The sequence below is a fragment of the Micromonospora sp. NPDC050276 genome (genome assembly GCF_044459545.1).
Taxonomy (GTDB): domain Bacteria; phylum Actinomycetota; class Actinomycetes; order Mycobacteriales; family Micromonosporaceae; genus Micromonospora.
Genome location: NZ_JBITJA010000001.1, coordinates 364,806 through 378,123, shown reverse-complemented (window position 1 = coordinate 378,123; position 13,318 = coordinate 364,806). Strand labels below are relative to the sequence as shown.

The window sequence follows — 13,318 nt, the reverse complement described above, 5'->3', positions numbered from 1 at the left end:
GGCAACAGCCTGCCCGCCTTCGGCCAGGACCGAAAGGGTTGATCGGCGGCCGGTCGATCTCCAAAGTGGACGACGGGGTCGACGGGGGGTGGCCGACGTGCGGCGAACGGTGGCAGTGTTGACGGGGCTCTGCCTCATGGTCGTGGCCGTGGCTTGTGGTGAGCGGGGGCAGCCCTCGTCGGCCCCGCCAGCCGCGCCGTCCGCGTCGAGCGAACGCCCGGCGGCCGGCGACCACCGGCTCACCCTGAAGCACAACGGCCTGGACCGCGGCTACCTGCTGCACGCGCCGCCGGGGTACGACCCGAACCGGCCGTCCGCCCTGGTCATCGCGCTGCACTTCTACCCCGGCGCCGGGGCCTCGATGCAGGAGCTGGCGGGCCTGGACGCCAAGGCCGACGAGGACAACGTGCTGGTCGCGTACCCCGACGGGCAGGGCGGTGGCTTCAACGCGCTGATCTGCTGTGGCAGCCAGGACGACGTGGGCTTCCTCAACACCCTCACCGATCACCTGGTGCAGACCTGGCACGCGGACCCGAACCGGGTGTTCCTCACCGGCATCTCGAACGGCGGCGACATGAGCTTCCGGTTGGCGGTGGAGGGCGCGGGTCGGTACGCCGCGATCGGGGTGGTCAGCGGCGGCTACAGCGGTTCCCGGACCACGGCCGACAACTACGTGCCGAAGAGCCCGGTCTCCGTGATCACCTTCATCGGCGGTCAGGACCGGTACGCCTCGATCTTCCAGACCGGCATGCGGACCTGGCAGCAGCGGCTCAACTGCCGGCCCAGCCCGAAGACGTCCGGGGTGGCCGGGGTGACCCGGACGCTGGCGACCTGCGCGGACGGCAGCGACGTCAGCGTCTACACCATCACCGACATGGGCCACAGCTGGCCCGGGGCGAAGTCCGGTCAACTCGCCGCGCCCGCCGCGGGGCTGTCCGCCACCGACCTGATGTGGGAGTTCTTCGCCGCCCACCCCCGCCGGGCCTGATCAGAGGCGCAGCAGCATCCGGGTGTTGCCCAACGTGTTCGGCTTGACCCGCTCCAGGTCCAGGAACTCCGCGACACCCTCGTCGTACGAGCGCAGCAGCTGCTCGTACACCGGCTGGGGCACTGGGGCGCCGTCGATCTCCCGGAAGCCGAACGAGCCGAAGAACCGGGTCTCGAAGGTGAGCACGAAGATCCGCGCCACGCCCAGCTCCCGGGCCGCGTCGATCAGCTCGCCGACCAACCGGTGGCCGATCCGGCGGCCCCGACAGGACGGGTCCACGGCCACCGTGCGGATCTCGGCCAGGTCCTCCCACATGACGTGCAGCGCGCCGCAACCCACCACGGCGTCATCCTCGGCCCGGACCGCGACCCGGAACTCCTGCACGTCCTCGAAGAGGGTGACGGTGGCCTTGCTCAACAGCCGCCGGTCGTCGGTGTACGTGTCGACCAGCCGCCGGATGCCCCGCACGTCCCCGGTGCGGGCCCGGCGTACCAGAATCTTGCCCTCGGGTGTCGAGGACCCGGTCTGCGCGTTCATTCGGCCGTCGGCACGTCCACGCACGGCCCGGCCGACCACCAGGGCTCGACCAGCTCCAACGTCTCGTCGCCGAACGGGTTGACCCCGGGGCCGGCGCCCAGCGCATGCCCCAGGTGCACATGTAGGCACTTGACCCGGCCCGGCATCCCGCCGGCCGAGATGCCGGCGATCTCCGGCACCTCGCCGATGGCCTCCCGGCGGGCGAGGTAGTCCTCGTGCGCCGCACGGTAGTGGGCCGCCAACTCGGGATCGGTCGTCAACCGATCCGCCATCTCCTTCATCAGCCCCGCCGACTCCAGCCGGCTGCACGCCGCGGTGGCCCGGGGGCAGGTCAGGTAGTACAGCGTCGGAAATGGTGTGCCGTCGGCGAGGCGCGGGGTCGTCTCCACCACGTCCGGAAGGCCACACGGGCAACGGTGGGCGACCGCCCGGGTGCCGCGGGGCGTCCGGCCCAGCTGCGCGGCCACCGCCGCCAGGTCGGCCTCGGTGGCCGGCTCCCGCTGCGGCAGGGGAACGGAATCCGCCGCCGGCTCCGACGGTGGTACGACAGTCACGGTGCCCATCTCTCCTGGTGCGCTGGTGGGTGGCTCACTGGCCCGGTTGCTGGCTGTCCGCCGCCTGCACGCTCGACCAGAGCGTGTCGTACCAGGTCGTCGGCCCGGCCGGGGCGGCCGAGCCGGCCGGCTTCCCGGCGTCGCGGGCGGCGCCCTCCGGGTCGTGCAGCACCACCATCATCTTCTCGCCCGGCCGGCCCATGAAGAACCGTTCCCGAGCCTGCGTCTTGATGTACTCGTCGTCTTTCCAGTTGGCGGCCTCGGCGGTGAGTTTGGCGATCTCCGCCTCCTGCGCCGCCTGGGCGGCCTCCATCCGCTCGATGTCGGCCTGCTGGTCCAGGTAGACCCGGACCGGGTAGGTGTAGGCCAGCGCGAGCGCGATCAGGACCGCGAACAGCACGGTGGCCCGACCGGTGAAGCGACGGGGGTGGGGTGCGGCGAGCCGCTTCACGGCACCACCGGCGGCGGTACGCCGAGCGGCGGCCGGACGATTCGCGGAGCGCACGCCCTCGGCGCCCCGGGCAGCACCCGGTGCCCGAGCGGCGGCGCGCGGCTCGGCGCGTACGCCGGCCTCCCGGACCGATCCCCGCGTGGCGCGACCGCCGCCCGGCCGACCGGACTGACCCGGCCGGCGGGCGGGACGCTGACCACCCGGTGTGCGGCGCTGCTGCATCGTCCCACCCCTCCCCCGAGGCTTCGCGCGTCTCAGGCCGAACGGTAGCGCGGGAACGCGCCGGCGCCGGCGTAGCGCGCCGCGTCGCCCAGCTCCTCCTCGATCCGGAGCAGCTGGTTGTACTTGGCGACGCGGTCCGAGCGGGCCGGCGCACCGGTCTTGATCTGGCCACAACCGGTGGCGACCGCCAGGTCGGCGATGGTGGTGTCCTCGGTCTCGCCGGACCGGTGGCTCATCATGCACTTGAAGCCGGCCCGGTGGGCCAGGTCCACCGCGTCCAGGGTCTCGGTCAGCGAGCCGATCTGGTTGACCTTGACGAGGACGGCGTTCGCCGCCTTCTCCGCGATGCCCCGGGCGATGCGCTGCGGGTTGGTCACGAACAGGTCGTCACCGACGATCTGCACCCGGTCGCCGATCGAGGCGGTCAGCGTCTGCCAGCCGCTCCAGTCGTCCTCGGCCAGCGGGTCCTCGATCGACACGATCGGGTACTCGTCGGCGAGCTTGGTGTAGTAGGTGCTCATCTCCTCGGCGGACTTCGCGGCGCCCTCGAAGGTGTAGGTGCCGTTGTCGAAGAACTCCGTGGCCGCCACGTCGAGCGCGAACACGATGTCGGTGCCGAGCCGGTAACCGGCCTTCTCGACCGCTTCGGCGATCAGGTCCAGGGCCGCCGCGTTCGTCGGCAGGTTCGGCGCGAAGCCGCCCTCGTCGCCGAGCCCGGTGGACAGGCCCTTCTTCTTCAGCACCGACTTGAGCGCGTGGTAGACCTCCGCGCCCGAGCGCAGCGCCTCGCGGAACGTGGGCGCACCGATCGGCGCGATCATGAACTCTTGGATGTCGACATTCGAGTCGGCGTGCGCGCCACCGTTGAGAATGTTCATCATCGGCACCGGCAGGAGGTGCGCGTTCGGGCCGCCCAGGTAGCGGAACAGGCTCAGCTCGGCGCTGCTGGCGGCGGCCTTCGCCACCGCCAGGGAGACCCCGAGGATGGCGTTCGCGCCCAGCTCCGACTTGCTGTCGGTGCCGTCGATGTCGAGCATCTTCTGGTCGATCAGCCGCTGCTCGCTGGCCTCGTACCCGATGATCTGGTCAACGATCTTGTCTTCGACGTTGGAGACCGCCTTCTCCACGCCCTTGCCCTGGTAGCGGTCGGCGTCACCGTCGCGCAGCTCGATCGCCTCGAAGGCGCCGGTGGAGGCGCCGGTGGGCACGGCGGCGCGGGCTACCGTGCCGTCGTCCAAGCCGACCTCGACCTCGACCGTCGGGTTGCCCCGCGAGTCGAGAATCTCCCGGGCGACGATTCCCTCGATGGTTGCCACTAAGTCGCTCCTCGTTGTTGTGATCCGGTCCGTGGGTGGGCCGCGACGGTGCGGCTGAGGCAGGTGTTGAACGCAGCGTATCGGGCGGCGCGAACGGACACGGCGTCGCCCGCGCACCCGAGTCGCCCCGCGTTGACGGACATTCCCGGATTTCCGGGCGTCAACCGGCAACGGGTTTGCGCTGCGCGGACCGGATCCACCAGGCTGGTCGCCATGCCCGCCGCCTCGACCACCCTCCGCATGCTCGCCGTGTCGGTCATCGCGTCGCTCACGGTCACCGGCTGTCAGACATTCGAGGACGCCGGAGTCGCCATGGGCCGCTCGGAACTCGTCAATAACCTCGCCGCCCGGCTCGATCGCGCACTGGAGTTGACCTACTCGGCCGACTACCAGCTGCCCGGCGGGCAGAGCGCCGCGATCGTGCAGGCACAGGACCCGGCCCGCTCCGCGTACACCTACCCGGGCGGGCGACTCACCGTCACCCCGGAGGCCATCACCCGGTGCACGACCACCGGCGCCCGCCCGCAGTGCACGCTGGTCGCCCCGCCCACCCCGGGCAGCAAGCCCACCGTGACGCTGTTCGGCGAGGCCAACCAGCAGGGCCTGGTCACCCCGCCGGTGGTGGTCGGGCTGCTCACCGCCGCCGCGCTCGACCCGCAGGCGGTCATCAAGCAGAGTGACACCACCGTCGCCGGGCACCACGCCGCCTGCGTCGAGGTGGAGAGCTCGTCCGGCGACTTCACCGCCTGCGTGACCACTGAGGGCGTGCTCGGCAGCTTCACCGGTCCGGTCGACGGCAAGCCGGTGGAGCTGGCGCTGAGCAACTACTCCGCAACGGTCGACGAGGCCGCCTTCGACCCGCCCCCCGGCGCTGGGGTCGTCGACCGCCGCCCCGGCGGCTCGTGACCGGCCCGCCGACCGAGCCCACGCCCACCGCACCGCCCGGCGGGTTCGGGTCCGCCGCACCGCTCGGCGGGTTCGGGTCCGCCGCACCGCCCGGCGGGTTCCTGCCCGGGGCCGATTGGAGTCGGCCTCCCGCCCCCACCGACCTGGCCCTGCCGGTGACCGGTGCGAAGCTGCTGACCGGCGACGACGGCCGACCGCTGCGCGTCGCCGACCTGCCCGCCGACACCGACTGGGTGCCGCTGGGCACGCTCGACGGCGTGCCCGCCTGGGCCGCCGACCTGGCCACCGTCGACAGCCTCCCCGGCCGGGCACGCGGCTGGGCGTCCCTCGCCGCCGAGGTGCCCGAGCCGCACGCCACGCTCGCCGGCCGCGCGCTGGCGGTGCTGACGTGGCGTCGTACCCACCGGTGGTGCGGCGCCTGCCGGGCCAAACTCGTCGATCGGCCCGGCGAGACCGCCCGGCGATGCCCCGACTGCGGCCTGTACGTGCCGATGCAGCTCTCGGCCGCCGTGCTGGTGGCGATCACCCGGCCCGGCCCGCCCGGCCACGCCGACGAGCTGCTGCTGGTTCGGCACGCCACCGGGCCGACCGGGCTGTGGGCGCTGGTGGCCGGTTTCGTCGAGGCCGGCGAGACACTGGAGTCGGCGGTGCGGCGGGAGGTCGGCGAGGAGGTCGGGCTCTCCGTCGACCGGCTGGCCTACTTCGGCAGTCAACCGTGGGCGATCTCCGGCCCGGGCGTGCTGCTCGCCGGGTTCACCGCCCGTGCCGCAGACCCGTACGCCGAGCCGGTGGTCGATGGCCGGGAACTCACCCAGGCCCGGTGGTTCGGCCTGGATGCGCTGCCGGCGGAACTGCCGCCCGCGTACTCCATCTCGCGCTGGCTGATCGACGCGACGGTGACCGCCGCGCGACGCTGAACCGCGCGGCCCGGCGTTGTTCTCAGAGGCCGAGCAGGGTGCGCAGGTGGCGCGGGGGCGGGCAGTCGTGGGCGAGCATCGCGTCGTGCCAGTCGCGCACCGACACCCCGTCCGGACGGGCGGCGGCGATCTCGGACACCTCGCTGTACCCGACGAAGTAGGTGGAGAGCTGGGTGGAGGTGAGCTGCGCGCGGCGCCACTTGCCGGCCGCCTCGCCCTCCTCCTGGAAACCACGCCCGGTCATCAACGCCATCGCCTCGGCCTCGGACAGGTCCTCGGCGTGCACCAACTGGTCGAGCAGGGCGTTGATGGTCATCCGTAGTTGCATCTTGAGCTGCTGCAACCGCACCGGCAGACCACCGAAGCCGAGCCCGGTCATCAGCTCCTCGGCATACACCGCCCAGCCCTCGATGAACGGGCCGGACTCGGCCAGCGCGCGGACCCGGGTGCCACCGACGTAGCGCCGGGCGTGGGCGAGCTGGAGGAAGTGCCCCGGCATCGCCTCGTGCACCGTCAGGTTGCGGATCATGTGGTCGTTGTACTCGCGGTAGAACGACTCGACCCGCTGCGCCGGCCAGTCCGACGGGGTGGGCGCGATGCAGTAGAACGTCGGCACGACGGCGGTCTCCAGCGGGCCGGGCGCGTCGCAGTACGCCACCGCGACGCCGCGGGCGAACTCCGGCATCTCCTGGATCACGCACCGGTCGTCGACCAGGGTGACCAGGTCGTGCGCGCGGACGAAGTCGGTCGCCTCGTCCAGGGTCACCCCGGCCAGCTCGACGATCGTCGCGTCGTTCGGGTGCTCGGCGGCGAGCAGGTCAAGCGCCCGGCGGACGGCGGCGTCGTCGGCCGGACCGCCGACCAGCTCGACGGCCGTCTCGCGGATCTCCGCGGTGACCCGGTCCAGGTTGGCCCAGGCGCGACGCTGGATCTCGGCGGCGCCCAGCTCGGTGTCGAGGGTGTGCCAGAGCCGGGCCTCCCAGCGGCGCCGACCCAGTCGCGGGTCCCGTCCGGGGCCGGCGTCGGCGGCGAGGCCGACCCGCAGCCAGGCGACGAACTCCTCCAGCGCGGCGATCGCGGCGGTGGCCGCCGGCTCGACCCGGTCGAGCTGGCTCGGCGCCTGGGCGAGCAGCGCCGGCAGCTCGTCGCGGATCAACGCGGCCGTGCCGGTGAACTGCCCGACCGCCGTCTCCGCGTGGATCCGCGGCATGTCCCGCAGCGTCGCGCGGGCGGTGGCGAGGGCATCGGGTACGGCGGCGAGCCGGCCGGCCAATTGGGTCAGCCGCACCTCCGCGGGGGCGTACGGGCGGGCCAGCAGCGGGTGCAGCAACGGGCCCGGGTTGTGCCGCAGCGGATCCCACTCGTGCGACCGGATCTCGGTCAGCTCGAACAGCTCCCGATCCACGAATGAGGTGAGCAGCGCGTGGTCGACCTGCTCGTCCAGGTCGAGGGAGTCCGGGTCCAGTTCGGACAGTGCGTTGGCCGCGTCGGAGAGCATCGCCCGGTCGGCGGCCAACCCGTCGGCGGACAGGTCCGGCAGCCGGTCGTCGAACCGGTGATCCCCGGCCGCGGTGGCAACCCCCGGCCGCGACTCCAACAGCGCCTCGACGACCCGCTCAGCCAGCACCCCAAACGCTTCCACCCGGCCCACCCTACCGACCGCCGCGCCCCGCCCGACCGGTTCCGCCCGTTCCGTCGATCATGAAGTTGTTGCCGTCCGCCTCGGCGTGTCGGGGGCAATAACTTCATGATCACCGCGGGCTGGAGGGTGGGGGTTCGGGTTCGGCTTGGCGGATGGCTTCGGCGTAGGCGAGGGTGGTGCGACGGAGGGCCGCCTCGGGGTCGATGCCGGCCTCGCGGGCCGCGGCGACGGTTGCCAGCAGGCTGGCGCCCAGTCTCGCCTCGGCGTCCACCTGGGTGTCGGCCAGCGGAGGTGGGACCTCGACGCCTCGGCGGGCGGCGCGACCCAGGATCTGCGCGGCCAGGGCCAACGCCGGCTGGCTCAGGGCCACGCCGTCCAGCACCGAGTGCCGTGCCTTCTCCGCGCGCTTGATCCGCTCCCAGTTCTCGGTGATCTCCTCAAGCGTGCCCACCTCCGCACCAGCGAAGACATGCGGATTACGCCGGATCATCTTGTCGACCAGGCCACCGGCCACGTCGTCGATGCTCCACCGCTCGTCCTCGGGCAACTCCTCGGCGAGCCGCGCATGCAGCACCACCTGCAACAGCACGTCGCCCAGTTCCTCGCGCAGCGCGTCGGTGTCGTCGGCGCTGATCGCGTCGTACGCCTCGTAGCTCTCCTCCAGCAGGTAACCGGCGAGGCTGCGGTGCGTCTGCGCCCGCTTCCACGGGTCGCCCCCCGGAGAGGCAAGCCGATCCAGCACGGCCACCGCGTCGAGCAGCCGGGCACCCGGCGGATCCCACGAGCCGTACATCAGCTCCATCTCGGCCAGCCCCGGCTGCCGGGCCAGCCGCAGACCCAACTCCCGGGCCAGCGCCTCGTCACCCGCTGGGCCCGCCAACCACACCACGGTCCCGTGCGCCGCCACCGCGTCCAGCAACGGCTGCGTCGCCGGGCCGTCCACGACCGTGACCTCAGCGCCCGCCTGACGCATGGCCGTGACCAACTCACTGTCCGCGCCGGTCAGCACCGGGTGCTGGCGTACGACGTCCCAGGCCGCCGAGGTCAACAGGCCAGCGGGCAACCGGGGCGAGGTGACCAGCAGGACGATCCGTGCGGTCATGCTCAGCTGGCCGTGCCCTCAGCCTCCGGCGTCGCGGTCGACCCCTCCGGGGTGGAGATGTCGGTGACCGCGTCGGAGGCCGGCTCTCCCAGCGGCACGCTCACCGCAGGGGCGTCGTCAGCGAAGCTGAGCAGCGGGAACTCCAGCGGGCGGTACCGAGGGCTGACGGTGACGTCGTAACGATCGACCGCATCACCCAGGAGCCTCTTGGTCGCCAGCGCACCCTGCAACTGCTCGCCGTTGAGCCGACCGGCGGCCTCCTCATCGGTCACCTGGGGCTGGATCTTGCCGGCCGCACGCCCGGCGGCGATCACGTCGGCCATCTCCTGCTTGGTCGGTTCGACCGGCTCGGTCGGCAACCCGGACAGGCAGGTGAAGAACGTCGCCACCTCGCGCACGTACCCGGTCTCCGGGCTGAGGCCGAGCTGCTGGGCGGCCTGGTCGACCGTCACCTGGCCGCGCGGCTGATAGTTCTTCTCGGCGGAGAGCTGCTCGCACACCTTGGTCAGCACCATCGCCCGGACCACGTCGGCCGCCTCGGGCAGGGTCGGTTGCTGCGCCGCCGGCTGGCCACTGGCGGAGGGCTCCCCGCTCGGCGTCGGGTTCTTGGTCCGCAGGTCCTTCATCGCGGCGGCGACCTGAAGGTCGGTGATGCGCTGGTCACCGACGTAAGCGGCGATACCAGGCTCAGCACGGCAACCGGTGAGGGCGACGAGGCCGAGCGCCACAGTGGCGACGGCGGCAAGACGGCGAGCACGCATAGCCGTCACTCTCTCACGCCGCCACCCGAGGTTGTGACACCCCCCACCTTCGCTCATCCGGCGACCAGGGACGGCGCCGGAGCGGCACCGTCCCTGGTCGAGGGGACACCACCGGCTCAGGCGGACGCACCCGCGACGGCGAGCGGGGCGGGGGCACCCAGCACATCGGAGAGCAACTGCGCGCACCACTGGAGCAGCGCCTGGTCGCGCAGCGGCTCGCCACCGATCCGACGGGTGGTCGGCCGGGGCACGCTGACCTGGTCGGTGGCCTGCTTGTAGACGGCATCCGGGTGGTAGCGCTTGAGCCGCAACTGCTTCGAATCCGGCAGCGGCAGCGGCCCGAACCGGACGTGCTTGCCCTGCATGGACACGTCGGTCAGGCCGTAGCGGCGGGCCAGCAGGCGGAACCGGGCCACCTCCACCAGGTTCTGCACCGGGGCCGGCGGCTCGCCGTACCGGTCGGTCATCTCGGCGATCACCTCGCCCAGCCGCTCCTCGTCGCGCGCCTCGGCGAGCTTGCGGTACATCTCCAGGCGCAGCCGCTCCACGCTCACGTAGTCGTGCGGCAGGTGCGCGTCGACCGGCAGGTCGATCTTGACGTCGGTCTCCTCCTCCGGCCGCTCACCCTTGAACGCGGAGACCGCCTCGCCGACCATCCGCACGTACAGGTCGAAGCCGACGCCCTCGATGTGCCCGGACTGCTCGCCGCCGAGCAGGTTGCCGGCGCCCCGGATCTCCAGGTCCTTCATCGCCACGTACATGCCGGCGCCCAACTCGGTGTGCTGGGCGATGGTCGCCAACCGCTCGTGGGCGTGCTCGGTGAGCGGCTTCTCCGGCGGGTACAGGAAGTAGGCGTACGCCCGCTCCCGGCCCCGGCCGACCCGGCCCCGGATCTGGTGCAGCTGGGCCAGGCCGAGCAGATCGGCCCGCTCCACGATCAGCGTGTTGGCGTTCGGGATGTCGATGCCCGACTCGACGATCGTGGTGCAGACCAGGACGTCGAACTCCTTCTCCCAGAAGCCGACCATGACCTTCTCCAGGGCGTCCTCGCCCATCTGGCCGTGCGCCACCGCGACCCGCGCCTCGGGCACCAGCTCCCGCAGCCGCCGTGCCGCCCGGTCGATCGACTCGACCCGGTTGTGCAGGTAGAAGACCTGCCCGTCGCGGAGCAGCTCACGGTGGATGGACGCGGCCACCTGCCGGTCGTCCTGCGCGCCGACGAAGGTGAGCACCGGGTGCCGCTCCTCCGGCGGGGTGGCGATGGTGGACATCTCCCGGATGCCGGTGATGGCCATCTCCAGGGTCCGCGGGATCGGGGTGGCCGACATGCTGAGCACGTCGACCGACGCGCGCAACGTCTTCAGGTGCTCCTTGTGCTCGACCCCGAAGCGCTGCTCCTCGTCGACGATCACCAGACCCAACTGCTTGAAACGGGTCGCCGTCTGCAACAGACGGTGGGTGCCGATGACGATGTCGACGGTGCCGTCGGCGACCATCTCCAGCGTCCGCTCGGTCTCCTTCGCGGTCTGGAACCGGGACAGCTGCCGGATCTGGACCGGGAACTGGCTCATCCGCTCGGCGAACGTGTTGTAGTGCTGCTGCACCAACAGGGTGGTCGGCACCAGCACCGCCACCTGCTTACCGTCCTGGACCGCCTTGAACGCCGCCCGGACCGCGATCTCGGTCTTGCCGTAGCCGACGTCACCACAGATCAACCGGTCCATCGGGACGGTCTGCTCCATGTCCCGCTTGACCTCGTCGATCGCGGCCAGCTGGTCCGGCGTCTCCTGCCAGGGGAAGGCGTCCTCCAGCTCCCGCTGCCACGGGGTGTCCGGGCCGAACGAGTGACCCTTGGACGCCTTGCGGGCCGCGTAGAGCTGGATGAGCTGCGCGGCGATCTCCCGGACCGCCTTGCGGGCCCGGGCCTTGGACTTCTGCCAGTCCGAGCCGCCCATCTTGTGCAGGGTCGGCTGCTCGCCGCCCACGTAACGGGAGAGCTGGTCGAGCTGGTCGGTCGGCACGAACAGCCGGTCGCCGGGCTGGCCCCGCTTGCTGGCCGCGTACTCGATGACCAGGTACTCCCGGCTGGCACCGTTGACGGTGCGCTGCACCAGCTCGACGTAGCGGCCGATGCCGTGCTGCTCGTGCACCACGTGGTCGCCGGCCTTCAGCTCCAGCGGATCGATGGTGTTGCGTCGGCGACTCGGCATCTTGCGCATGTCCCGCGTCGAGGTGCCCCGACCGCCGGTCACATCATTGCCGGTGAGCAGCACGAAGCGGGACGCCTCGTCGACGAACCCGCTGCTCAGCGCACCGCAGGTGACCACCAGCTCGCCGGGGACCGGCGCGGTCGGCACCTCCTCGGTCAACCGGGCACCCAGCCCGGCGTCGCGCAGCACCTCCACCGCCCGCTGGGCGGGGCCGTGCCCCTCGAAGACCAGCGCGATCGACCAGCCCTCACCGGCCCAGCGCTTGAGGTCCTCGACCACCCGTGCGGTCTCACCGTGATAGAGCGGTGCCGGCTGGGCGGACAGCGTCACCGCGATGGCGTCGTCCGGGGTGACGGCGGTCTCCTCCGGCGCGTCCTCCCAGGGCTGCCGAGTCTCGGCGGTCTCCCCTTCGACCATAATTCGGCCTCCGCGCCGGGAGCCGGCACTCCGGACCGAATGAGGGTCGTCCACGAGACCGAACGGGGACAGCGTCCACCACGGCTGACCGAGCCTGCCCGCGGCGGCGCGTACCTCACTCAGGGTGCGGAAGGCGGCGGCGCCGACGTCCACCGGGGCCTGGCCGCCGACCGCGGCGGCGGCCCAGCTGGCCTGCAAGAACTCCTCCGAGGTACGCACCAGGTCGTGGGCCCGGGTGCGGATCCGCTCCGGGTCGCAGAGCAGCACGTGGGTGCCGGCCGGCATGGCGTCCAGCAGCAACTCCAGCGAGTCGGGGCCGACCAGCACCGGGGCCAGCGACTCCATCCCCTCGACCGGGATGCCCTCGGCCAGCTTGTCCAGGATCTCGGCCAGCTCGGGGTGCTGCTCGGCGAGCGCGGCGGCCCGGTCGCGCACCGACGGGGTGAGCAGCAGCTCCCGACAGGGCGGTGCCCAGAGCAGCGGGACCTGCTCGATGGTCCGCTGGTCGGCGACGGCGAAGGTGCGGATCTCCTCCACCTCGTCGCCCCAGAACTCGACCCGGGACGGGTGCTCGTCGGTGGGCGGGAAGACATCCAGGATGCCGCCGCGCACCGCGAACTCGCCGCGCTTGGTGACCAGGTCGACCCGGGCGTACGCCATGTCGATCAGACGGCGGGCGACCTCCTCCAGGTCGGCCTCCTCGCCCGCGGCGAGCTGCACCGGCTCCAGATCACCCAGACCCTTCAGCTGTGGCTGAAGCAGCGAACGGACCGGGGCCACCACCACTCGCAACGGCCCGGTGCGGCCGTGCGCGTCGGAGGCCTCCGGGTGCGCGAGCCGGCGCAGCACGGCCAGCCGCCGGCCGACCGTGTCGGAGCGTGGGGACAACCGCTCGTGCGGCAGCGTCTCCCAGGAGGGGAAGACCACCACCTGGTCAGCCGGCAGCAACCCGCCGAGCGCGGCGGCCAGATCATCGGCCTCGCGGGTCGTGGCGGTCACCGCCAGCACCGGGCGCCCGGCCCCGTCACGGTCTGCGGCCACCGCCGCCACGGCGAACGGGCGCAGCGCCGCCGGAGCGGTGATGTCGAGGCCGTCGACCTGGGCGGCACCGGAGCGCGCCAGGTCACGCGCCCGGGCCAGCCCGGGGTCGGCCAGGGCGGCGGTGAACAGACCGGTGAGCATGTGATCACTTCCAGGGGAGTCGACGCACACGACGGCGGCCCCTCGTCCAGCCGGACGGGGGGTGCACAGCAGCCAGCCTATCTCTGTCGACCCGCCAGCTCCGGCTTCCGGCA

11 protein-coding genes are annotated in these 13,318 nt (G+C 72.3%); 3 read left to right on the top strand and 8 right to left on the bottom strand.

All coding sequences use genetic code 11. The annotated features are described in order from the left end of the window. Positions 1–148: 148 nt before the first annotated feature. On the top strand, positions 149–988 hold the full coding sequence (locus tag ACIBF8_RS01780) for an alpha/beta hydrolase family esterase (protein WP_396780413.1): 840 nt from the start codon (positions 149–151) through the stop codon (positions 986–988). On the opposite strand, the gene ACIBF8_RS01775 is transcribed toward ACIBF8_RS01780, so the two are convergent. Genes ACIBF8_RS01775 through eno form a run of 4 tightly spaced genes read right to left on the bottom strand, consistent with a single transcriptional unit; the run spans position 989 to position 4,068 of the window. Continuing rightward, positions 989–1,525 carry an amino-acid N-acetyltransferase gene (locus tag ACIBF8_RS01775; protein WP_396780412.1) on the bottom strand — a complete coding sequence of 179 codons (537 nt, stop codon included), beginning with the start codon at positions 1,523–1,525 and terminating at the stop codon, positions 989–991. Continuing rightward, the gene (locus ACIBF8_RS01770) at positions 1,522–2,079 is read right to left on the bottom strand and encodes a DUF501 domain-containing protein (protein ID WP_396780411.1); all 558 of its coding nucleotides are present in this window, start codon (positions 2,077–2,079) and stop codon (positions 1,522–1,524) included. Before ACIBF8_RS01770 ends, ACIBF8_RS01775 begins: the two co-directional genes overlap by 4 nt. A gap of 34 nt (positions 2,080–2,113) precedes the next feature. Further along, positions 2,114–2,752 carry a septum formation initiator family protein gene (locus ACIBF8_RS01765; protein WP_396780410.1) on the bottom strand — a complete coding sequence of 213 codons (639 nt, stop codon included), beginning with the start codon at positions 2,750–2,752 and terminating at the stop codon, positions 2,114–2,116. 32 nt (positions 2,753–2,784) lie between these two features. Further along, positions 2,785–4,068, bottom strand: coding sequence for a phosphopyruvate hydratase (gene eno, locus ACIBF8_RS01760; RefSeq protein WP_396780409.1), 1,284 nt, complete (start codon positions 4,066–4,068; stop codon positions 2,785–2,787). 213 nt (positions 4,069–4,281) lie between these two features. Here eno and ACIBF8_RS01755 point away from each other — a divergent pair, with 213 nt between their 5' ends. After that, a complete protein-coding gene (locus tag ACIBF8_RS01755) occupies positions 4,282–4,974 on the top strand; it encodes a hypothetical protein (protein ID WP_396780408.1) in 693 nt (230 codons plus the stop codon). Continuing rightward, a complete protein-coding gene (gene nudC, locus ACIBF8_RS01750; RefSeq protein ID WP_396780407.1) occupies positions 4,971–5,891 on the top strand; it encodes an NAD(+) diphosphatase in 921 nt (306 codons plus the stop codon). The genes ACIBF8_RS01755 and nudC overlap by 4 nt, the downstream gene beginning before the upstream one ends. 22 nt (positions 5,892–5,913) lie before the next feature. Here the strand turns inward: nudC and ACIBF8_RS01745 are convergent, their stop codons facing one another. The 4 genes from ACIBF8_RS01745 to mfd form a co-directional block, all read right to left on the bottom strand. Then, entirely contained in the window at positions 5,914–7,533 is a 1,620-nt protein-coding gene (locus tag ACIBF8_RS01745) for a DUF885 domain-containing protein (RefSeq protein ID WP_396780406.1), read from the bottom strand. 109 nt (positions 7,534–7,642) lie between these two features. Beyond that, entirely contained in the window at positions 7,643–8,635 is a 993-nt protein-coding gene (locus ACIBF8_RS01740; protein ID WP_396780405.1) for a nucleoside triphosphate pyrophosphohydrolase, read from the bottom strand. A 2-nt stretch (positions 8,636–8,637) separates the two neighbouring features. Next, positions 8,638–9,396, bottom strand: coding sequence for a hypothetical protein (locus ACIBF8_RS01735; RefSeq protein ID WP_396780404.1), 759 nt, complete (start codon positions 9,394–9,396; stop codon positions 8,638–8,640). A gap of 116 nt (positions 9,397–9,512) precedes the next feature. Further along, on the bottom strand, positions 9,513–13,205 hold the full coding sequence (gene mfd, locus ACIBF8_RS01730) for a transcription-repair coupling factor (protein ID WP_396780403.1): 3,693 nt from the start codon (positions 13,203–13,205) through the stop codon (positions 9,513–9,515). Positions 13,206–13,318: the final 113 nt, after the last annotated feature.

What these genes read in the sequence shown, in the direction of transcription:
- ACIBF8_RS01740 (WP_396780405.1), bottom strand. Translation starts at nt 8,635, where the DNA reads ATGACCGCACGGATCGTCCTGCTGGTCACCTCGCCCCGGTTGCCCGCT.
- ACIBF8_RS01755 (WP_396780408.1), top strand. Translation starts at nt 4,282, where the DNA reads ATGCCCGCCGCCTCGACCACCCTCCGCATGCTCGCCGTGTCGGTCATC.
- ACIBF8_RS01765 (WP_396780410.1), bottom strand. Translation starts at nt 2,752, where the DNA reads ATGCAGCAGCGCCGCACACCGGGTGGTCAGCGTCCCGCCCGCCGGCCG.
- ACIBF8_RS01735 (WP_396780404.1), bottom strand. Translation starts at nt 9,396, where the DNA reads ATGCGTGCTCGCCGTCTTGCCGCCGTCGCCACTGTGGCGCTCGGCCTC.
- ACIBF8_RS01775 (WP_396780412.1), bottom strand. Translation starts at nt 1,525, where the DNA reads ATGAACGCGCAGACCGGGTCCTCGACACCCGAGGGCAAGATTCTGGTA.
- mfd (WP_396780403.1), bottom strand. Translation starts at nt 13,205, where the DNA reads ATGCTCACCGGTCTGTTCACCGCCGCCCTGGCCGACCCCGGGCTGGCC.